At 62.1% G+C, this 21,488-nt stretch carries 17 protein-coding genes; 6 read left to right on the forward strand and 11 right to left on the reverse strand.

Features of this window, described 5'->3' with window-relative positions:
* Window positions 1-11: 11 nt before the first annotated feature.
* Together IP79_RS10930 and IP79_RS10935 are read left to right on the forward strand one after the other, a co-directional pair.
* Complete coding sequence (locus tag IP79_RS10930; RefSeq protein ID WP_054119341.1) at window positions 12-764, forward strand: SDR family NAD(P)-dependent oxidoreductase; 753 nt, start codon at window positions 12-14, stop codon at window positions 762-764.
* A gap of 32 nt (window positions 765-796) precedes the next feature.
* A complete protein-coding gene (locus IP79_RS10935; protein ID WP_054119424.1) occupies window positions 797-1,558 on the forward strand; it encodes a sugar phosphate isomerase/epimerase family protein in 762 nt (253 codons plus the stop codon).
* A 9-nt stretch (window positions 1,559-1,567) separates the two neighbouring features.
* Here the strand turns inward: IP79_RS10935 and IP79_RS10940 are convergent, their stop codons facing one another.
* On the reverse strand, window positions 1,568-2,041 hold the full coding sequence (locus IP79_RS10940) for a DUF4188 domain-containing protein (protein WP_054119342.1): 474 nt from the start codon (window positions 2,039-2,041) through the stop codon (window positions 1,568-1,570).
* Window positions 2,038-2,688, reverse strand: coding sequence for a TetR/AcrR family transcriptional regulator (locus tag IP79_RS10945; protein ID WP_197273801.1), 651 nt, complete (start codon window positions 2,686-2,688; stop codon window positions 2,038-2,040). The genes IP79_RS10940 and IP79_RS10945 overlap by 4 nt, the downstream gene beginning before the upstream one ends.
* Window positions 2,689-2,796: 108 nt before the next feature.
* Between IP79_RS10945 and IP79_RS10950 the strand changes: the two genes are divergently transcribed.
* Window positions 2,797-3,411 carry a GNAT family N-acetyltransferase gene (locus IP79_RS10950; protein WP_082337174.1) on the forward strand — a complete coding sequence of 205 codons (615 nt, stop codon included), beginning with the start codon at window positions 2,797-2,799 and terminating at the stop codon, window positions 3,409-3,411.
* Between the two features lie 28 nt (window positions 3,412-3,439).
* Here the strand turns inward: IP79_RS10950 and IP79_RS10955 are convergent, their stop codons facing one another.
* The 3 genes from IP79_RS10955 to groES all read right to left on the reverse strand — a co-directional run bounded on the left by IP79_RS10955 (window position 3,440) and on the right by groES (window position 6,888).
* Window positions 3,440-4,636: a GGDEF domain-containing protein gene (locus IP79_RS10955; protein ID WP_197273802.1), complete on the reverse strand. Its 1,197-nt coding sequence runs from the start codon at window positions 4,634-4,636 to the stop codon at window positions 3,440-3,442.
* 266 nt (window positions 4,637-4,902) lie between these two features.
* Window positions 4,903-6,543 (reverse strand): chaperonin GroEL, encoded by a 1,641-nt coding sequence (groL, locus tag IP79_RS10960; RefSeq protein ID WP_054119346.1) that lies wholly within the window; start codon window positions 6,541-6,543, stop codon window positions 4,903-4,905.
* Between the two features lie 57 nt (window positions 6,544-6,600).
* Window positions 6,601-6,888 carry a co-chaperone GroES gene (gene groES / locus IP79_RS10965; RefSeq protein ID WP_054119347.1) on the reverse strand — a complete coding sequence of 96 codons (288 nt, stop codon included), beginning with the start codon at window positions 6,886-6,888 and terminating at the stop codon, window positions 6,601-6,603.
* A 223-nt stretch (window positions 6,889-7,111) separates the two neighbouring features.
* On the opposite strand from groES, the gene IP79_RS10970 reads away from it, so the two are divergent.
* Window positions 7,112-8,056 carry a mechanosensitive ion channel family protein gene (locus IP79_RS10970; RefSeq protein WP_082337181.1) on the forward strand — a complete coding sequence of 315 codons (945 nt, stop codon included), beginning with the start codon at window positions 7,112-7,114 and terminating at the stop codon, window positions 8,054-8,056.
* Here IP79_RS10970 and IP79_RS10975 read toward each other — a convergent pair.
* The 6 genes from IP79_RS10975 to IP79_RS11000 all read right to left on the reverse strand — a co-directional run bounded on the left by IP79_RS10975 (window position 7,995) and on the right by IP79_RS11000 (window position 12,400).
* Window positions 7,995-9,392 (reverse strand): MATE family efflux transporter, encoded by a 1,398-nt coding sequence (locus IP79_RS10975; RefSeq protein WP_054119425.1) that lies wholly within the window; start codon window positions 9,390-9,392, stop codon window positions 7,995-7,997. The genes IP79_RS10970 and IP79_RS10975 overlap by 62 nt on opposite strands.
* 222 nt (window positions 9,393-9,614) lie before the next feature.
* On the reverse strand, window positions 9,615-9,986 hold the full coding sequence (rplL, locus tag IP79_RS10980) for a 50S ribosomal protein L7/L12 (RefSeq protein ID WP_054119348.1): 372 nt from the start codon (window positions 9,984-9,986) through the stop codon (window positions 9,615-9,617).
* Between the two features lie 80 nt (window positions 9,987-10,066).
* The gene (rplJ, locus tag IP79_RS10985) at window positions 10,067-10,579 is read right to left on the reverse strand and encodes a 50S ribosomal protein L10 (RefSeq protein WP_054119349.1); all 513 of its coding nucleotides are present in this window, start codon (window positions 10,577-10,579) and stop codon (window positions 10,067-10,069) included.
* A gap of 286 nt (window positions 10,580-10,865) precedes the next feature.
* Window positions 10,866-11,675 carry a hypothetical protein gene (locus IP79_RS10990; RefSeq protein WP_054119350.1) on the reverse strand — a complete coding sequence of 270 codons (810 nt, stop codon included), beginning with the start codon at window positions 11,673-11,675 and terminating at the stop codon, window positions 10,866-10,868.
* A 3-nt stretch (window positions 11,676-11,678) separates the two neighbouring features.
* Window positions 11,679-11,897: a helix-turn-helix domain-containing protein gene (locus IP79_RS10995; protein WP_054119351.1), complete on the reverse strand. Its 219-nt coding sequence runs from the start codon at window positions 11,895-11,897 to the stop codon at window positions 11,679-11,681.
* Entirely contained in the window at window positions 11,897-12,400 is a 504-nt protein-coding gene (locus IP79_RS11000; protein ID WP_054119352.1) for a DUF2975 domain-containing protein, read from the reverse strand. Before IP79_RS11000 ends, IP79_RS10995 begins: the two co-directional genes overlap by 1 nt.
* A gap of 416 nt (window positions 12,401-12,816) precedes the next feature.
* On the opposite strand from IP79_RS11000, the gene rpoB reads away from it, so the two are divergent.
* Both rpoB and rpoC read left to right on the forward strand, forming a co-directional pair.
* Entirely contained in the window at window positions 12,817-17,016 is a 4,200-nt protein-coding gene (gene rpoB / locus IP79_RS11005) for a DNA-directed RNA polymerase subunit beta (RefSeq protein WP_054119353.1), read from the forward strand.
* Between the two features lie 80 nt (window positions 17,017-17,096).
* Window positions 17,097-21,398, forward strand: a complete 4,302-nt coding sequence (gene rpoC, locus IP79_RS11010; RefSeq protein WP_054119354.1) for a DNA-directed RNA polymerase subunit beta' — start codon at window positions 17,097-17,099, stop codon at window positions 21,396-21,398.
* Window positions 21,399-21,488: the final 90 nt, after the last annotated feature.

Here is a 21,488-nt window from a genome sequence, read left to right on the forward strand (position 1 = left end):
ATGAGAACCCAATGACCTTCTCCTTCGATCTCACCGGGCGCACCGCGCTGATCACTGGCGCGTCTTCGGGCCTTGGCACCCGCTTTGCGCGCATTCTTGCAGCCAGCGGCGCGAATGTCGCGCTGGGGGCACGGCGGGCCGACCGGCTGGCAGCGCTTGCCGCTGAAATCGGCCCGAAAGCGGCGGCGATCCGGATGGATGTCGCCCGCGAGGCCGATATCATCGCCGGGTTTGACGAAGCTGACGCGATCTTCGGCAAGGTCGATACCGTCATCGCCAATGCAGGCGTCGATGGCGCGGGCATGGCCACCGCTATCTCCGAAGAAGAGATCGAACACACCCTTGCCATCAACCTGAAAGGTGCGATCCTGACCGCCCGCGAAGGCGCAAAGCGGATGATGGCGCAGGGCGTCACCAATGGCCGGATCGTGCTGATCGCCTCGATCACCGCGTTCGAACCTTCGCCCGGCCTTGTCGCCTATGCCGCGTCCAAGGCGGGCGTGGTGCAGGCGGGCAAGACGCTGGCGCGGGAATGGGCGCGCAGCGGGATCAACGTCAACACCGTCTCCCCCGGCTATATACGCACCGCGATCAACGATGCGTGGTTCGATACCGAGCCGGGCAAGAGGCAGATCGCGAAGTTCCCCAAGCGGCGGCTGATCGGCGAAGAGGCGCTGGATGCGATGATGCTGTTCCTGTGTTCGGATGCTTGCGAGTTTGTCACCGGCACGGACTTTGTGCTGGATGATGGTCAAACGCTTTGACCAGACGGCTGATCTCGCTCGCAGCCGGGATCATGCCTGAAGCCACGCCTGCGCAGCTGATCGAATGCGCCGCCGCGTCCGGTTTCGACTTCGGCGGCATGTGGGCCGAACGCGATACATGGACGCCGGCCACCACCCGCGCCATCCGTGCGCAGGCAGCGGATGCTGGTGTGGAGCTGCTTGATCTGGAAGTCGCGTGGATCATGCCGGGTGCGCCCGATCCGTGGCTGACCGAGCTGGTAGACATCGCGGCGGAACTGGGTGCGCGCAACCTGCTGTGCGTTTCCAGCGATCCCGACATCGCCGCCACCACCGCCAAGTTCCAGGCGCTGGTTGACCGGGCGAAGGGCACCGGGGTGCGCGTCAATCTCGAATTCGGGATCTTCACCGAGGTGAAAACCATCCACATGGCGCGCACCATCCTTGACGCTGTCGAGGGCGAGGCCAAGGCGCTGCTGGTCGATACGCTGCACTGGTCGCGTTCGGGCGGGACGGCTGCGGATTTGGCCGCGATCCCGCGGGAATGGCTGAGTTACTGCCAGCCTTGCGATGCGCCTGCCGACCCGCCCGACACGGCCGATTTCGATGCGATCATCGATGATGCGATCAACCGCCGGATGCCGCTGGGGCATGGCGGCTTGGCTCTCGCTGCGATGGTCGATGCCTTGCCCGATCATCTTCCGTTGGCGATCGAGGAACGGTCAGCCGCGTTGCGCGATGCCTTCCCCGATCTCGCGGAACGCGCCCGTCAGGTCGCTCGCACCAGCCGTGCCTGGCTGGACGGGCGGGGTTGAAGGCGCAAGTCAGCCACCCCCCATCCGCCCGCGGGCCGAGGCATAGCCGCCTTTCGCTTCGATCAGTGTCGCGCAGTTGCCAAGCAGGGTTGGCGGCATGTTGACGAACACGTTTTCGAACTGGCCCGGGCTGATACGGTAGGTTTCGTGATAGATGCCGACCGTGCCGTCATCGCCGATCTTGCGGTTGAATTCCGCCCAAGCGGTAACGTGGCTGAGGTTTACCGCCTTGGCGTAGGCCTCAAGCTGTTCGAAGGATTGCCAGTACTGGATCAGCACGATGGTGCGCCCGAACCACGCTTTGCCGCCCATGAAGCCGAGTTCCGGCTGGGCGGAAAGCTCGCGGATCATGCCGCCCATCGCCCGGATCAGAGGTAGCCAGCGGTGCACCATCCATGGGCGGTTGATGCGCATTCCGATGATGAACACGACGAATCCGTCGTCCGGCTGGGCTGTCCAGCGGCCTTGCATGATCCGGCTCACTGCGTGTCTCCCCCGATTTCTTGATTACCTGTATCGATCCCGAGCGCCGCGCCGACTTTCTGCAAGGCCAGCAGAGTGAACTCGGCGCGGGTCTGCGGCGCCAGATCAAGCGTGCCGATCGCATCGGTTTGCAACAGGCTGACAACGCCGTGCAGGCTCGACCATGCAAACAGCGCATTGCGGTCCACTACGTCCCGTGGGTGCGGCTCGCTGCGGCCCGCCAGCATTCTTTCGATCCCTTCGCGCAGCACATCGAAGGCGTCGCGCGCGCCCTGCATCATTTCGGGGTGCTGGCGCGGATCGGGCAGGGTGCCGCCGAACATCAGGCGGTATTGCAGCGGCTTGGCGGTAGCGAATCCGACATAGGCCATGCCCATCACCAGCAGATCGCTGGCCGGAGCATCGGTGTGCGGCGGGCTGCGCAGCGCGGCGGCGAAATCGGCAAAGGCGCCGCGCACAATCTCTGCCAGCAGATGATCGCGGCTGGCAAAGTGGCGATAGGGTGCCTGATGCGACACGCCGAGCCGCCGAGCGACTTCGCGCAGGCTGAGCTTTTCGGCCCCGGCGGTGCTGATGATCGCCAGCGCTTCGGCAAGGCACGCCTCGCGCAGATCAAGCCCGGCATGTGCTGCGCTGCGGGCCATCATGGCTGCACCCGAACCTGCAAGTGGATCATCAGTTGTGCCTTTGGTTGACAGTGTCAACAAATCCGGCAAATTGTTGACACTGTCAACCCGCCGCGGCGAGAATGGACCATGCCCATGTCAGACCACCGCGAACAAGCGATCCCGTGCCGCCCCGCCACGCGCGCAGACCGCGCTTCCGTGGTCGCCGCCTTGGCCGAGGCATTCCAGCATGAACCGGCCTTTTCGTGGATCGTCCCCGATCCCGCTGCCCGCCGCCGGGCCTTGCAGCGCACCTTCAGGATCGTGTTTGACGAGGACATCAAGGCGGGGTGCCTGATGATGACCCCCGATGCCGAAGCCGTCACCGCATGGCGCAGCCCGGCGCAGATGCGCGAAGGCACGTGGGAGGCGATCCGCACGCGCCTGCCGTTTCTGCTGGCTTTCGGCCCCGCGATCGGCCGCGCCGCCGAAGTCGCAGCGCTGATCAAGGCGAACCTGCCGCCGGAAGGGTGCTGGTATCTGCATTACGCCGGATGCCATTCGCACCATCGCGGCAAAGGCTATGGCGGCGCGGCGATCCGCGCGGGGCTGGCACTGGCGGATGCGCAGGGCACTGCCGCGTGGCTGGAGACGGCAGACGAAGGCAATCTGGCGATCTACCGCGCGCTGGGCTTCGCGGTCGAGCGGGAATGGCAGGTACCGGGCGGCCCGAAGTTCTGGGGAATGCTGCGCCCCTCTCAGTAGGCCGCCCGGTAAGCGACCCAGAGCCGGATCAGCCGGCCTGCGCGATCCGTTCCTGCGCATCACGGCCAGGATCATGCCCCTCGACCCGGTTTCGCCCCGCCTGCTTGGCACGGTACATCGCCGCATCGGCATCGCTGATACATTGGTGCAGAGCCGCATCAGGGCTCCAGCTTGCGACGCCGAAGGATCCTGACACGATCAGGCTTTCAGGCCATTGCGGATCGGCCATGCGCACAAGGCCCTGCCGTAGGTGTTCGGCAATATGCATCGCGCGCGGCAGCGGGCAATCGGGCAGCAGCAGCAGGAATTCCTCGCCGCCCCAGCGCGCCACCGCACCATCGCCGCGTCCCAGCACATCGCCGGGGCTGACGCTATCGAGGATCAGCCTGGCCGACCGTTGCAGCACGCTGTCGCCGGTGGCGTGGCCATGCCGGTCATTGATCGTCTTGAAGTGATCGAGATCGATCAGGATCAGGCTGAGCGGGGCATCGCCGGCCTTTTTCCTGAGGCTGTTGGCAAGGGCTTCGAAGGCACGGCGGTTGAACAATCCGGTCAGGCTGTCGCGGTTGGCAAGAAACTCTGCCCGCTCCAGCGCCAGCGCGAGTTCCTGCGCCAGATGCTCTTTTTCCAGCTGTGTGCGGATCAGGGTGCGATCCTGCTGGCGCACTGCGCTGGCCATCGCCCAGAATCCCGGCACCAGTCCGATGGTCGCCACCAGCGGGATCGGCCCGATGGCATCGATGAAAATGATCGTCTGCGGCAGCAGGCACAACACAAGGCCGGCGAGAAAGTGGAGAAAGGCCGACCACCGCGTTGCGATCACCATGCTGGTGACAGCGACCGAAGCGATGATGATGACACATACAAAGGTCGATGCGATATTCTCGCCCAAAGTCGGCGCGACCGGCAGCATCAGGCCCGCCCACAGGGCGCCGAGGCCGAAGCTGAGGATATTGTAGCCGCGCCACAGGCCGGTTTCCGACGGCGGATGGGCCGCGCTGCGCAGCCGCCGCGCCACCGCAAACATGGCGACAAGGCAGGCGAGATTCAGGACGATCAACACAGCGGTCGTCCGCCAGTCGGCCAGAGACATGCTGCACAGGCCAATCAGCAGCAGCGGCACCAGATTGACCGATTGCCACCGCACGATGTTCTGCAGGAAATATCGCTGCGAAAGTTCCTCGACCTGGTTTTCCAATGCGCCGCCAACGTCCGCGGCGGACACGGGCGTGCAGGCGGGACGGGCTGCAATCATGTTCACGGGAGGATGACCGGCGCTTTCATGAGGGGGGATCGTAGCGCGGATATGTTAAAAAGCTCTCGCCGCTCATCTAGGGCACAGCAAAAAACCCCGGCGGATCGCTCCACCGGGGTTTCATGTTCTGGCCTTGGGCGGACTCGGGCAAAACCCGGATCGTCAGTCGGAGCTGCGCCCCGCTGGCCGGATCGGCGCGGGCACCGGCCAGCAAGGCTGGCCGGGCCGCTAACCGATCAGAAGCCCATGCCGCCCATGCCGCCCATGTCGGGCATGGCAGGCGCGGAGCCCTTGTCTTCGGGACGCTCGACGATGGCCGCTTCGGTGGTGATCAGCAGGCCGGCAACCGAAGCTGCATCCTGCAGTGCAGTGCGCACCACCTTGGTCGGATCGATCACGCCGGCCTTCACCAGGTTTTCGTAGGTGTCGGTTGCGGCGTTGAAGCCCTGCGTTTCGTCATTCTCGCGCAGCAGGTTGCCTGCAACGACCGCGCCATCATGGCCGGCGTTCTGGGCGATCTGCTTGACCGGGGCGGTGATCGCCTTGCGGATGATGTCGATGCCGCGGGTCTGGTCTTCGTTCGCGCCGGTGAGGCCTTCCAGAGCCTTGGTGGCGTAAAGCAGAGCCGTGCCGCCGCCCGGAACGATGCCTTCTTCAACCGCAGCGCGGGTTGCATGAAGCGCGTCATCAACGCGATCCTTGCGCTCCTTCACTTCGACTTCGGTCGCGCCGCCAACCTTGATCACGGCAACGCCGCCAGCCAGCTTGGCCAGACGTTCCTGCAGCTTTTCACGATCGTAGTCGCTGCTGGTGTTGTCGATCTGGGTGCGGATTTCGGCCACGCGCGCCTTGATGTCGTCGGCCGAGCCGGCGCCATCGACGATGGTGGTGTTGTCCTTGTCGATCGAAACCTTCTTGGCTTCGCCGAGCATGCCCACGGTGACGTTTTCGAGCTTGATGCCGAGGTCTTCGGAAATCATCTCGCCCTTGGTCAGGATCGCGATATCCTGCAGCATCGCCTTGCGGCGATCACCAAAGCCGGGGGCCTTGACCGCAGCAACCTTGAGGCCGCCGCGCAGCTTGTTGACCACGAGGGTGGCCAGCGCTTCGCCTTCGATGTCTTCAGCGATGATCAGCAGCGGACGGCCCGACTGCACCACGGCTTCGAGGATCGGCAGCATTGCCTGCAGGTTCGACAGCTTCTTTTCGTGGATCAGGATATAGGGGTTATCCAGTTCCACAGTCATCTTGTCGGGGTTGGTGATGAAGTAGGGCGACAGGTAACCGCGGTCGAACTGCATGCCTTCCACGACATCAAGTTCGAACTCGAGGCCCTTGGCTTCTTCGACGGTGATCACGCCTTCCTTGCCGACCTTGTCCATGGCTTCGGCGATCTTCTCGCCGACTTCACGGTCGCCGTTGGCCGAAATGATGCCGACCTGGGCGATTTCTTCCGAGCCCGAAACGTCCTTCGAACGGCTCTTGAGGTTTTCGACCACGGCGAGGACGGCCTGATCGATCCCGCGCTTCAGGTCCATCGGGTTCATGCCGGCGGCAACCGACTTCATGCCTTCGGTGACGATGGCCTGGGCCAGCACGGTGGCGGTGGTGGTGCCATCGCCGGCGCTGTCATTCGCCTTGCTGGCGACTTCGCGCAGCATCTGGGCGCCCATGTTTTCGAACTTGTCCTTCAGTTCGATTTCCTTGGCGACGGTGACGCCGTCCTTGGTGATGCGGGGCGCACCGAAGCTCTTGTCGATCACGACGTTGCGGCCCTTGGGGCCGAGCGTGACCTTGACGGCATTGGCGAGGATATCGACGCCGCGCAGAATACCTTCGCGGGCTTCGCGGCCGAACTTTACGTCCTTGGCTGCCATGATTGTTTCTCCTGAGATTCGTTGTTTGGGTAAAGGAACGCGAAAGAGATCAGGCTATCAGCCGATGATCCCCATGATGTCGCTTTCCTTCATGATCAGCAGGTCTTCCCCGTCGATCTTGACTTCGGTGCCCGACCACTTGCCGAACAATACGCGGTCGCCGGGCTTGACGTCGAGCGGGATGCGATCGCCGTCTTCATCGCGGTTGCCTTCGCCGACAGCGATGACTTCGCCTTCGCTGGGCTTTTCCTGCGCGCTGTCAGGGATGATAATGCCGCCAGCGGTCTTCTGGTCGGCTTCAATGCGGCGGACGACGACACGGTCGTGCAGCGGACGAAATGCCATTGTGATGACCTTTCCAAAATGGGTTGAGTGTGCTTGGCACTCTCCACCTGAGAGTGCCAACGGGGTGCATTTGGTCGTGAGGGCGTGATGAATCAAGGGTCGATCTCGCAAAAAATGTCGCAGCGGTGATTTTTCCGGAGGGGTGGCCAGGGGCCGGATCGTCGGTTATCTGGCCCGTTTTGTGCCCCACAGGCCCGCCCCTGACCATGAAAGCCCTGATCTGATGTCTTCTCCCAAGCTCCCGCCCGAACTCGCGCGTTTCGGCCCCGAATTTGACATGGCTACGCAGGCATGGGTGTGGCTGCGTGAAAGCATCCCGCAGATCGCGGGTGCATTTGCGGTGCTGGTGATCGGGGTAATTCTGGCGCGGCTGCTGTCCAAGGGGGCAGACCGCGCGCTGACCCGTTCGGGCCGGATCGAGCCGACGGTTGCCAAGTTCCTCGGCAATATCATCAAATACGCGCTGTGGGTGGTGGTTGGCGTTACCGTGCTGACCCAGTTCGGGGTGCAGACCACCAGCATCATCGCGGCGCTGGGTGGTCTGGCGCTGGCGGTGGGTCTCGCGCTGCAAGGCACACTGTCGAATGTCGCGGCAGGCGTGATGATCCTGATCCAGCGCCCGTTCCGTGTGGGTGAGGCGATCAACGCAGGGCAGGTGACCGGCACCGTGCAGGCGATCGGCCTGTTCACCACCGAACTGCTGCAATTCGACGGGCTCTACGTGATGGTTCCCAATAACGAGCTGTGGAACAAGCCGATCATCAATTTCCACCGCATGCCGACCCGCCGTTTCGAGCTGTTGGTCGGGATCGGCTACAGCGACGACATCGAACTGGCACGCAAGGAACTGCTGCAGCTGGCGGATGCCGAAATCCGCGTGCTGGATGAACCTGCGCCCGTGGTGTTCGTGGCGGAGCTGGCGGATAGCGCGGTTACCATCGGGATGCGGGTGTGGTGCAAGACCGAAGATTACCTCGGCCTTACCTGGGCGCTGACAGAAGCGGCCAAGTCCCGCTTTGATGAAAAGGGCATTTCGATCCCCTATCCGCAGCAGGAAGTGCATCATATCACCCAGGTGACGCAGGAGGAGAAAAAGGCGAAGGCGCTTACGCCGCCACCGGCCCCCGCGTCAGATTCAACGCCTCCCGGCGATGCCAGCGCCAAATAAGCAGGACAGCGGCGAAAAATAGCCCGGTTGCCAGGCCGATCCACACGCCCGTGCCTTGAAGCGGGGTGAAGAAGCCCAGACCGATCGACACCCCTATACCCGGCACCCAGTAACTGAAGATCGCGATCCACATCGGCACGCGGGTGTCCTGCAAACCGCGCAGCGCTCCGGCGGCGACAGCCTGCACCCCGTCGGCCAGCTGGAAGATGGCGGCCAGCACCAGATATTGCAGCGCGAACCCGACCAGTGCGGCATTGGCGGGCGCATCGGGATCGACGTAAATCCGCAGCAGCAGTTCGGGGAACAACACCATGGCGAGCGCGGTGATGGCCATGAATCCGGTGCCGATCCCTATCGCCACCCAGCCCGCCCGCGCCGCGCCTATCGGGTCGCGCGCGCCGTAAAAGTAACCCACCCGGATCGCGGCGGCCTGTCCAACGCCGAATGGCACCTGAAACGCCAGCGCCGCCAATTGCAGCGCAACCGTGTGTCCCGCCAACTCTGCCGCGCCAAACCGCCCCATCAGGAACGCCGCCGCACCGAAGATGCCTGCCTCTGCGGTGATGGTCAGCGCAATGGGTGTGCCGATAACGATAATCTGCCTGAACCGCGTCCAGTCTGGCGCCCAGAAGCGGCCGAACACATGGTAACGGTGCAGCCGCCGGTCGAGCCTGATCGCCAGCACATAGGCGCCCAGCGTGAAGAAGGCGGTGATGATCGTGGCAATCGCCGCGCCTGCCAGTCCCATCTCCGGCGCGCCAAGGTTGCCGAAAATAAAGGCGTAATTGGCCAGCGCATTCACAAAGATACCAAGGCCCGTGATCGCCGTGGCGAAGATCGGGCGGCCCAGCGCCGACACGAAATTGCGCAGCACCGCCGCCAACAGCATCGGCACCATCGAGAAGATGATAACGTTGTTATACTGGTTGGCGAGGGCGATGATGCCCGGCTGCTGGCCGGAAACCTGCATGATCGGATCGAGCAGCAAGCAAAGCCCCATTCCGCCCGCGCCGGAAATAACCGCCAGCCATAACGCCATCCGCACTGATCGCCGCACCGGACGCAGTGCGGGTGCGCGCGCGCCGACAGCTTCGGCAATCAGCGGGGCGACCGCGCCCGTCAGGCCGGTCAGCGCCCACAGCACCAGCCCGAACAACGACACCGCCAGCGCCGATGCGGCAAGCTGCTGTTCGCCCAGCCGGGCGATGAAGATCACGTCGACCGCATAGGTCAGCATTTGCAACAGGTTGGCAGCCGCCAGCGGCCCCGCGAGACCAAGCGTCGCGCGCAGTTCCTGCCCCCAGCCGGGCGTATCGGGATTGGCAGCCTGTTGCATCATTGTTCCAGCGCCCGCTGCAAAGCGAGCCGGCCCGGATAGGGGCAGGGGCGATTCGGGGAAAGCGCAAATGCCCTTATGGTAATGCGGACGGCTAAATGTCGCTACGAGATCGTGGTTTTCAGCCGGTTACAGCAGCACACCAAAAAGGGCGGCGCCATTGCTGACGCCGCCCTCCCATCTGCGAGTGCTTCAAGACACCCGCAAAACTTGTGGTCAAGATTACTTGAGCTCGACGGTGCCGCCGGCTGCTTCGATCTTGGCCTTGATGTCTTCGGCTTCAGCCTTGTTGACGCCTTCCTTGATGGCCTTGGGAGCCGATTCAACGAGGGTCTTGGCTTCGGTCAGACCGAGGCCGGTGATGCCACGGACTTCCTTGATGACTTGGATCTTCTTCCCGCCGTCGCCGGTCAGGATGACATCGAATTCGGTCTGCTCTTCGACAGCTTCGGCAGCAGCGGCCGGGCCGGCAGCAACCGCGACAGCAGCAGCGGCGCTAACGCCCCATGCTTCTTCGAGGGCCTTGGCGAGATCGGCTGCTTCGAGCACGGTCAGCTTCGAAAGTTCTTCAACAAGCTTGGCAATATCGGCCATGATGGTTCACTCCAAATTGTGGCGGGGTCGGACACCATGTCCAAAACCCCAAGATTGTTTCGTCTGGCGAAAAACGTCTCTTAGGCTGCCTTGTCCGCGTAAGCGGCAAACACACGGGCGACCTTCGCGGCGGGCGCGGTAACGACCTGGGCGATTTTCGTCGCAGGTGCGTTGACCAGACCGATAAGCTTGGCGCGCAGTTCGTCGAGGCTGGGCATCGAGGCAAGCGCCTTGATTCCGGCTTCGTCGAGAACGACCGAACCCATCGAACCGCCGACGATTTCAAGCTTGTCGTTCGTCTTGGCGAATTCGACAGCGGCCTTTGCAGCCGCGACCGGGTCAGTCGACCAGGCCAGCCCGACCGGGCCAGTGAGCATGTCACTGAGCCCGACATAGTCGGTGTTTTCAAGAGCGAGATTGGCGAGACGGTTCTTCGCAACCTTGTAGGTGGCGCCAGCATCGCGCATCTTCAGGCGCAGGGCGGTGGACTGGGCCACCGTCATGCCGAGGTTACGGGTGACAACCACCACTGCAACTTCGGAGAAGACCGCATTGAGCTGGGCAACCGCGTCGGCTTTCTGCGAACGATCCATGCCATACTCCTTCACTAATGGCCGGACGGGCGGCTGCCCGAACGACCGGCTACGTTTGTCCATGGCGAAGCCGGGGCTCCGTCACGGGCGAGTCCGTCGAAAGGGAAGGAGGGTGTGCGCCGGCATCATGGCAGGCACGCAAGCAAGCAACCGGGGTCGCCTGCGGAATCTCGTTTCCCCGTCTAGGCTGGAAATTAAGAAGGCCATATTGCCTTCACCAACTGTCTCGGACGGATGACCACCCGGAGGTGATCGACGCGGGCCATTAAGCCAATGCCTCACAGAGTCAAGTACTCTGACCAACTGCAAGCGACCCGATCCGCGGCACAGATGGGTCGCCGGCAGGCACCAATTCCACGCCCGCGCGCCGCGTCGCATGGATAGCTGCCATTACTGATGATCCCGTCAAGGTCAGCGCAAGAAAGCCGACGACGATTGAATCCAGCACCATTGCCGCCCAGTCGAGTGCCGAAGGCAAGAAGACCACCGCCGCGATGGCTAGCGCGTAATGCAGCACCATCAGCGGCATCATACCAGTTACCATCAGACCGGCGGCGTGCCAGAATCCCTTGTGCATGATCGCGAACGACCGCAGCGGTGTGATGGCCCGGTTTCCAACCGCCCAGCCCGCGCTCCATGCGGCGAGATAGAGCGCCAGAACCATTGAGCCGATACTCAGCGCGAACGAAGCGATCGTCGCGCCCTGGCCTTCAAGTCCGGCTAGTTCCGTCAGTGAAGGGCCGAACAATCCCCACCACATCTGAATGGCACCAAAGGCGAAAACCACCAGCCACAGCCCGAATGCCGGCCACTCGATCCGCGACGCGCGCGATGGGTCGCGCAGCAGAACGAAACGGACGAACCAGTATCCCGGCAAATACAGCGCCAGCGTCTTGACGAAGCCGAATTGCAACCGCAGCGGATCGGTTTCGGCCGCCATCGCGCCAGCTTCGTCTACATACATTCCGCCGCGCAATTCGATAATGTGCTGTGCCATCTCCACCAACACCGGGATCAGAAACAGCAGCGGGCAGGCCACGGCAAAGGCGGCAGCGTGGCGATAGATCGCCTTGGTATCGGATAGCAGCGCTTTCATGTTCTACTTCCCTTCGTAGCCGAGCAGATCGCCCGGCTGGCAGTTCAATTCGCGGCAGATCGCAGCGAGGGTGGAAAAGCGGATCGCTTTGGCCTTGCCGGTCTTGAGGATCGACAGGTTGGCCAACGTGAGATCAATGCGGTTTGCAAGCTCGGTCAGGGTCATGCCCCGCGCCTCGAGCAGTGTATCAAGGCGAACGGTGATTGAATCTCCCCCGGCCATCAGACCGTCCCCTCAAGCTCTTCGCGCATGGTGACGCCCTCGGAGAAAATCCGGGCAAGCACAAACAGAAGCCCCGCCACCAGCCACGGGGTGAGCGAGGGCGACCACCCAAGATATTCGCCGGTCTTCTCGCTCACGTTGATCGAAGCGATGCCGAAGACGAGATCAACTATGCAGACGCCGAGCAGGCAAAAGGCAACCGTGCGCAATCGTGCAATGCTGGCCAGAGAGAAAACAAGGCCCGATTGCGCATCACGGATCATCGCGCGCAGCCGTGTGAAGATGATGTGCGCCAGCGGTATCGTGACCAGAGTTGCGGCCGCAGCAACGCGCAGCCACTCTACGAGTGCAGCCGTTTCCTGGGGGCTGAACTCGCTCCGCATTTGGTCTGAAAAGGCCGAGGAATCGATCGCGGCAATAGCGAACAATACCAGCATCGGCACGCCGACAGCCCAATTAAGCACATTGAGCAGGCCAAGAAAGGAGTGGGCAAAGCGGAGCATGGATCATTCGTCCCGTTGGTGTTATTGAAAAACAATAAATCGTAAATTTCTTATCGTCAATCAATAATATTGAAAAACGATATGATTGTCGGCGATTGCAGAAAATGGGGTAAGCTGAAGGCCCATTGAGCGCCCGATCGCCGTTGACACTGGTAAAGGGCAATCCTACATGCGCCCCTCGCGTTTGCTTCGAGCAAGACTGATTCATACGCGGTGGATCGGTCCGGGAAGGAAGCAGCGCCTGCCAGTTTCGCGACGCACATAATCATTGCTGCTGCCAGCGCCGGCCATGGTCGGGGCTAGGCGAGCGGCTTATGCGCGTTTCCGAATGGCACCCCGATCGCGACGGACACAGCGAATTTCCTAGCCGGTGCGGACATCCTCCGCGCGGCACAACTAAAGAGGCACACTCCTCCATGGCAACCAAGGCCAAGTCGCCCGTCACCCGCAGCCGCACGGCGCAGGGCACCGCAAAGCGGCGCATCCGCAAGATCTTCGGCGACATCCACGAAGTGGTGCAGATGCCGAACCTGATCGAGGTTCAGCGCGAAAGCTACGAGCAGTTCCTGCGTTCGGACAAGGCGACCGGCTATGTCTCGGGCCTCGAAAAGACCCTGCGCTCGGTCTTCCCGATCCGCGATTTCGCCGGCACCGCCGAGCTCGATTTCGTCCATTACGAACTCGAAGAGCCCAAGTACGACACCACCGAGTGCCGTCAGCGCGGCATTACCTATGCCGCCCCGATGAAGGTGACACTGCGTCTCATCGTCTTCGAGGTGGATCAGGAAACCGAAACCCGCAGCGTCCTCGATATCAAGGAGCAGGACGTTTACATGGGCGACATGCCGCTCATGACCGACAACGGCACCTTCATCATCAACGGCACCGAGCGTGTTATCGTGTCGCAGATGCACCGTTCGCCGGGCGTGCTGTTCGATCACGATCGCGGCAAGACCCACTCGTCGGGCAAGCTGCTGTTCGCTGCCCGCGTGATTCCGTACCGCGGCTCGTGGCTCGATTTCGAATTCGACGCCAAGGACATCGTCAACGTCCGCATCGACCGCAAGCGCAAGCTGCCGGTCACCGCGCTGCTCTATTCGCTCGGCCTCGATGCCGAGGGCATCCTCTCGCACTTCTACAACACCGTGGTGTGGGACCGTGCCAAGGATGGCTGGAAGATCCCGTTCGTGCCCGAGCAATGGCGCGGGTCCAAGCCGACTTTCCCGCTGATCGACGCTGCCACCGGCGAGGAAGTGTTCCCCGCCGGCCAGAAGATCAGCCCGCGCGCCGCCAACAAGGCCGCCAAGGATGGTCTCGCCAATCTGCTGCTGCCGACCGAAGAAGTCGTCAGCCGCTATGCCGCGCGTGACATGATCGATGAAAGCACCGGCCGCATCCACATCGAAGCGGGTGACGAGCTGACGCTCGAGCATATCGAAGCTTTCGATAAGGCCGGGATCGATCAGCTCGAACTGCTCGACATCGACGAAATCAACACCGGTCCGTGGATCCGCAACACGCTGAAGGCCGACAAGGCCGAAAACCGTGATGAAGGCTTGGAAGCCATCTACAAGGTCATGCGTCCGGGCGAACCGCCGACGAAGGAAACCGCCGAGGCGCTGTTCGAAGGCCTGTTCTTCGATGCCGAACGCTATGACCTTTCGGCTGTGGGCCGTGTGAAGCTCAACATGCGTCTCGGCCTTGATGCCGAAGACACCGTGACCACGCTGCGCAAGGAAGACATTCTTGCCGTGGTCAAGGAACTTGTCGGCCTGAAGGACGGCAAGGGCGAAGTCGATGATATCGACAACCTCGGCAACCGCCGCGTGCGTTCGGTGGGCGAGCTGCTGGAAAACCAGTACCGCGTCGGCCTGCTGCGCATGGAGCGCGCCGTGAAGGAGCGCATGTCGTCGGTCGATGTCAGCACCGTGATGCCGAACGATTTGATCAACGCAAAGCCCGCGGTGGCCGCAGTGCGTGAATTCTTCGGCTCTTCGCAGCTGTCGCAGTTCATGGATCAGACCAACCCGCTGTCGGAAGTCACCCACAAGCGCCGCGTTTCGGCCTTGGGCCCGGGTGGTCTTACCCGTGAGCGCGCGGGCTTCGAAGTCCGCGACGTTCACCCGACCCACTATGGCCGTATCTGCCCGATCGAAACGCCGGAAGGCCCGAACATCGGTCTGATCAACAGCCTCGCCAGCTTCAGCCGCGTCAACAAGTACGGGTTCATCGAAACCCCGTACCGCAAGGTGATCGACGGCAAGGTGACCGCCGACGTGATCTATCTTTCCGCAATGGAAGAGCAAAAGCACACCGTCGCGCAGGCTTCGGCCGAGCTGAACGAAGACGGCTCGTTCGTCGAAGAACTGGTGTCGGCGCGTCACAACGGCGATAACCTGATGGCGATGCGTGAACACGTGACGCTGATGGACGTCAGCCCGAAGCAGCTCGTTTCGGTTGCGGCATCGCTGATCCCGTTCCTGGAAAACGATGACGCCAACCGTGCCCTGATGGGCTCGAACATGCAGCGCCAGGCGGTGCCGCTCGTCAAGGCCGAAGCGCCGTGGGTCGGCACCGGCATGGAAGAAACCGTGGCGCGCGATTCGGGCGCCGCGATTGCTGCCCGCCGCGGCGGGATTGTCGATCAGGTCGATGCGACCCGTATCGTTATCCGCGCCATCGGCGATGTCGAACCCGGTCAGTCGGGCGTGGACATCTACACGTTGCAGAAGTTCCAGCGTTCGAACCAGAACACCTGCATCAACCAGCGTCCGCTGGTGAAGGTGGGCGATGTGATCGAACAGGGTGACATCATTGCCGATGGCCCCTCGACCGATCTGGGCGAACTCGCGCTCGGCAAGAACAGCCTCGTCGCGTTCATGCCGTGGAACGGCTACAACTACGAGGATAGTATCCTCATCTCCGAACGCATCGTGAAGGACGACGTCTTCACCTCGATCCATATCGAGGAATTCGAAGTCATGGCGCGCGATACCAAGCTCGGGCCGGAAGACATCACCCGCGACATTCCCAACGTTGGCGAGGAAGCTCTGCGCAACCTCGACGAAGCGGGTATCGTCTACATCGGTGCGGAAGTTCACCCCGGTGACATTCTGGTCGGCAAGATCACCCCCAAGGGTGAATCGCCGATGACGCCGGAAGAAAAGCTGCTGCGCGCGATCTTCGGCGAAAAGGCAAGCGATGTGCGTGACACTTCGCTGCGTCTGCCGCCGGGCGTTGCGGGCACCATCGTCGAAGTCCGGGTGTTCAACCGCCACGGGATCGAGATCGATGACCGTACCCGTGCGATCCAGAACGAGGAAATCGAACGTCTCCGCAAGGACGCTGCCGATGAACGCAACATCCTCAACCGCGCGACCTATAACCGCCTGCGTGACATGCTGATCGGCCAGACCGCATCGGCTGCTCCCAAGGGCGGGAAGAAGGGCGAGGCCATTACCGAGGCCATGCTCGAGGAAATCGATCGCCACGAATGGTTCAAGTTCGCGGTGGCCGAAGATGGTCGTCAGGCGCAGATCGAAGCGGTGAAGACGCAGTACGACGAAGCCGTCGCGGTGATCGATGCCAAGTTCCAGGACCGCAAGGAAAAGCTGGAACGCGGCGATGAACTCGCGCCGGGCGTGCTCAAGATGGTCAAGGTGTTCGTGGCGGTGAAGCGCAAGCTGCAGCCGGGCGACAAGATGGCTGGTCGCCACGGGAACAAGGGTGTCATCAGCCGCATTCTGCCGGCCGAAGACATGCCGTTCCTTGAAGACGGCACGCCGGTTGATCTGGTGCTGAACCCGCTGGGCGTGCCTTCACGCATGAACGTCGGGCAGATCTTCGAAACGCACCTGGGCTTTGCGGCCCGTGCGCTCGGCCACGAAATCAAGGATATGCTTGACCAGTGGCGTGCCCAGCACCCGAACGCTGCCGAAGACTTCGCCGGCATCAAGCCGCCCGAAGCGGTGGTGGACCGGTTGAAGGACATTTATGGCGACCAGTATTTCGACGATCTCAACAGCCGCACCACGGCCGATATCGTCGAACTGGCGGGCAATCTTGCAGCAGGCGTGCCGATGGGTACCCCGGTGTTCGATGGCGCACGCGAAGCCGACGTTTCGGACATGCTGATCAAGGCGGGGATCGATTCTTCGGGTCAGTCCACGCTGTATGATGGCCGCACCGGCGAAGCGTTTGACCGCAAGGTCACCGTGGGCATCATCTACATGCTCAAGCTGCACCACTTGGTCGACGACAAAATCCACGCGCGTTCGATCGGCCCCTACAGCCTCGTCACCCAGCAGCCGCTGGGCGGTAAGGCGCAGTTCGGCGGCCAGCGCTTCGGGGAAATGGAAGTCTGGGCGCTGCAGGCTTACGGCGCGGCTTACACCTTGCAGGAAATGCTGACGGTGAAGTCCGATGACGTGGTCGGCCGCACCAAGGTCTATGAAGCGATCGTCAAGGGTGACGACACCTTCGAGGCCGGCATCCCGGAGAGCTTCAACGTGCTCGTCAAGGAAATGCGCTCTCTGGGTCTGAACGTCGAACTGAAGTCGATCCTCGACGAGGAAGACGCCGACCAGACCGACTACAGCGCGATTGCAGCGGATTAAGCGGGCGAGGGGCCGGGTGTTTGCGCACCGGCCCCCGCCAACCGCGCCTTTAAGTTTCATCCCCTAAAGGGAACACAGCAATGAACGAACTCAGCAAATTCACCAACCAGCTGGCGAAGCCCGAAACCTTCGACCAGATCCAGATCGGCATCGCTTCACCCGAGCGTATCCGCTCGTGGTCGTACGGCGAGATCAAGAAGCCCGAAACCATCAACTACCGCACGTTCAAGCCCGAACGTGACGGGTTGTTCTGTGCGCGCATCTTCGGCCCCGTGAAGGATTACGAGTGCCTGTGCGGCAAGTACAAGCGCATGAAGTACAAGGGCGTCGTTTGCGAAAAGTGCGGCGTCGAAGTCACCGTCACCAAGGTGCGCCGCGAGCGCATGGGCCACATCGAACTGGCCGCCCCGGTCGCGCATATCTGGTTCCTGAAGTCGCTGCCGTCACGCATCGGCCTGCTGCTCGACATGCAGTTGAAGCAGCTTGAGCGCGTGCTGTATTTCGAAAGCTACATCGTCACAGAACCGGGCCTCACCCCGCTGGAGAAATTCCAGCTGATGACCGAAGACGAACTGCTCGAAGCGCAGGACGAATATGGCGAGGACGCCTTCACCGCCGATATCGGCGCGGAAGCCGTGCGTACCATGCTGATGCAGCTCGACCTCGAAAACGAGCGCGATGTGCTGATGGAAGAGCTGGCGACCACCAAGTCGCTGCTCAAGCCCAAGAAGATCATCAAACGGCTGAAGGTCGTGGAAAGCTTCATCGACTCGGGCAACCGCCCGGAATGGATGATCCTTGAAGTGATCCCCGTGATCCCGCCCGAGCTGCGCCCGCTGGTGCCGCTGGATGGTGGCCGCTTTGCGACGTCCGATCTCAACGATCTCTATCGCCGCGTGATCAACCGCAACAACCGTCTGAAGCGCCTGATCGAGCTGCGCGCGCCGGACATCATTGTCCGCAACGAAAAGCGCATGTTGCAGGAAGCCGTTGACGCGCTGTTCGACAATGGCCGCCGTGGCCGCGTTATCACCGGTGCCAACAAGCGTCCGCTGAAGTCGCTGTCCGACATGCTCAAGGGCAAGCAGGGCCGCTTCCGTCAGAACCTGCTCGGCAAGCGCGTCGATTATTCGGGCCGTTCGGTGATTGTGACCGGGCCGGAATTGAAGCTGCACCAGTGCGGCCTGCCAAAGAAGATGGCGCTCGAACTGTTCAAGCCGTTCATCTACGCCCGTCTGGACGCCAAGGGTCTTTCGATGACTCTGAAGCAGGCCAAGAAGTGGGTGGAAAAGGAACGCAAGGAAGTCTGGGACATCCTTGACGAAGTGATCCGCGAACACCCCGTGCTGCTCAACCGTGCGCCGACGCTTCACCGTCTTGGCATCCAGGCGTTCGAGCCCGTGCTGATCGAAGGCAAGGCGATCCAGCTGCACCCGCTCGTCTGTTCGGCCTTCAATGCCGACTTCGACGGTGACCAGATGGCTGTCCACGTTCCGCTTTCGCTGGAAGCCCAGCTTGAAGCGCGCGTGCTGATGATGTCGACCAACAACATCCTCTCGCCCGCCAACGGCAAGCCGATCATCGTGCCTTCGCAGGACATGGTTCTGGGGATCTACTACCTCTCGATGGAGCGGCAGGAAAAGCACCCGGAATTCATCGACAACGCCGATGGCACCAAGGTCGAAAGGCTCCCCCGCTTTTCGGACATGGCCGAAGTGCACCAGGCACTCGAGGCCAAGGCCGTCACGCTGCACACCAAGATCATCGCCCGCGTTCCGCAGGCCGATGAAAGCGGCAAGGTGGCAATGACGCGCTTCGTCACCACGCCGGGCCGGATGCTGATCGGCGAGTGCCTGCCCAAGAACCACAAGGTGCCGTTCGACATCGTGAACCGCCTGCTCACCAAGCGTGAGATCGGTGACGTGATCGATCAGGTCTATCGTCACACCGGCCAGAAAGACACGGTGCTGTTCGCCGATGCGATCATGAGCCTTGGCTTCCGCCATGCGTTCAAGGCTGGCATCAGCTTCGGCAAGGATGACATGATCATCCCCGACGCCAAGATCAAACTGGTCGACGAGACCAAGGATCTGGTGGCCGGATACGAGCAGCAGTACCAGGACGGCCTGATCACCCAGCAGGAAAAGTACAACAAGGTGATCGACGCCTGGTCGAAGTGCGGTGACATGGTCTCCGACGCGATGATGGCGGAGATCAAGGCGACTCCGATCGATGCGGAAACGGGCAAGGAAGCCCAGATCAACTCGATCTACATGATGAGCCACTCCGGCGCCCGTGGTAGCCCGGCACAGATGAAGCAGTTGGCCGGGATGCGCGGGCTGATGGCCAAGCCTTCGGGCGAGATCATCGAAACGCCGATCATCTCGAACTTCAAGGAAGGTCTGACCGTTCTTGAATACTTCAACTCGACCCACGGTGCCCGTAAGGGCCTTGCGGATACCGCGTTGAAGACCGCAAACTCCGGTTACCTGACCCGCCGTCTGGTCGACGTGTCGCAGGATTGCGTCATCGTCGAAGAAGATTGCGGCACGCAGAACGCGCTCGAAATGCGCGCCATCGTGCAGGGCGGTTCCGTAATTGCCTCGCTCGGCGAGCGTATTCTGGGCCGCACTGTGGCCGAGGACATTCTCAACGCGGCAACCGGCGAAGTGATCGTTCCTGCGGGCACCTTGCTCGACGAAGCGATGGTGAAGGATATCGAGGCGGCTGAAGTGCAGTCGGCCAAGATCCGCTCGCCGCTGATCTGCGAAGCCGACATGGGCGTATGCGGCACCTGCTACGGCCGTGACCTTGCCCGCGGGACTCCGGTGAACATCGGTGAAGCTGTTGGCGTTATTGCCGCGCAGTCGATCGGCGAGCCCGGCACCCAGCTGACGATGCGGACCTTCCACATCGGCGGCGCGGCGCAGCTCAATGAAACCAGCCACCTCGAGGCGATCTCGGATGGCCGGATCGAACTGCGTGACATGCCGACCATCAGCGACAAGCGTGGTCGTATCCTCAGCCTTGCCCGCAACGGCGAGATTGCGGTGATCGATGCCGAAGGGCGCGAGCGCGAAATGCACAAGGTGCCCTATGGTACCGTGCTGATGTTCAAGGATGGCGATCAGGTGAAGATCGGCGACCGGATTGCCGAATGGGATCCGTTCACCCTGCCGATCATCACCGAACAATCGGGTGTGGTGAAGTATCAGGATCTGGTCGAGGGCATTACGCTCGAAGAACAGATGGATGATGCAACCGGTATCGCGCAGCGCGTCGTGACCGAAAACCGTGCAACCGGCCGCAAGAAGAAGGAAGATCTGCGTCCACGTATGACCCTTCTGGCCGAGGGCAGCGGTGACATCGAAGCGGCACGTTACATGCTCGCTCCAGGCACCACCCTGTCGGTCGAGGATGGCCAGACGGTTGAAGCCGGCGATATTCTCGCCCGCGCCAGCCGCGAAGCCGCCAAGACCCGTGACATCACCGGCGGTTTGCCGCGCGTGGCCGAACTGTTCGAGGCGCGTATGCCAAAGGACGTATCGGTCATCGCCAAGATTTCCGGCCGGATCGAATTCGTCCGCGAATACAAGGCGAAGCGCAAGATCGCGATCATCCCCGAGGAAGGCGAAGCAGTGGAATACCTGATCGCCAAGACCAAGGTGATTGACGTGCAGGAAGGCGATTACGTGAAGAAGGGTGACACCCTTGTTTCCGGATCACCCAACCCGCACGACATCCTTGAAGTGATGGGCGTGGAAGCGTTGGCCGAATATCTGGTTGACGAGATCCAGGAAGTCTATCGCTTGCAGGGCGTGAAGATCAACGACAAGCACATCGAAGTGATCGTTCGCCAGATGCTGCAAAAGGTCGAGATCACCGAAGGCGGGGACACCACCCTGCTGCCCGGCGAACAGGTCGATCTGGCAGAAATGCTCGAGATCAACGGCAAGCTGGCCAAGGGCAAACAGCCCGCGGAAGGCAAGCCGGTGCTGCTCGGCATCACCAAGGCGTCGCTGCAAACCCGCAGCTTCATCTCGGCGGCCTCGTTCCAGGAAACCACCCGCGTGCTGACGCAGGCGGCGGTCGAAGGGAAAAAGGACACGTTGATCGGTCTGAAGGAAAACGTGATCGTCGGTCGTCTCATCCCTGCCGGTACCGGCGCGGGCATGAACCGTCTGCGCGTGACCGCCAACAGCCGTGACGCCTCGCTGAAGGCGGCGTGGAAGAAGCAGCAGGATGCGCTTGCCGCGTCCGGTCAACGCGAAGCCGAACCGGCGGCCGATGCTGTCGGCTCGGAAGAGAAGATGAAGGCTGCGATGGCTGCCATGGCAGCCGCAGCGCCTGCAACCGATGTCGAGGATGCCGGCGAGGAATAAGCTCCGCCACCTATTTTTCAGACCACGGATTGCCCCGCCGCAGCCTTTGGGCCGCGGCGGGGCTTTTCTTTGTCCGGACGCACAAGAATA

The sequence above is a fragment of the Porphyrobacter sp. AAP60 genome, assembly GCF_001296025.1.
Lineage (GTDB): Bacteria > Pseudomonadota > Alphaproteobacteria > Sphingomonadales > Sphingomonadaceae > Erythrobacter.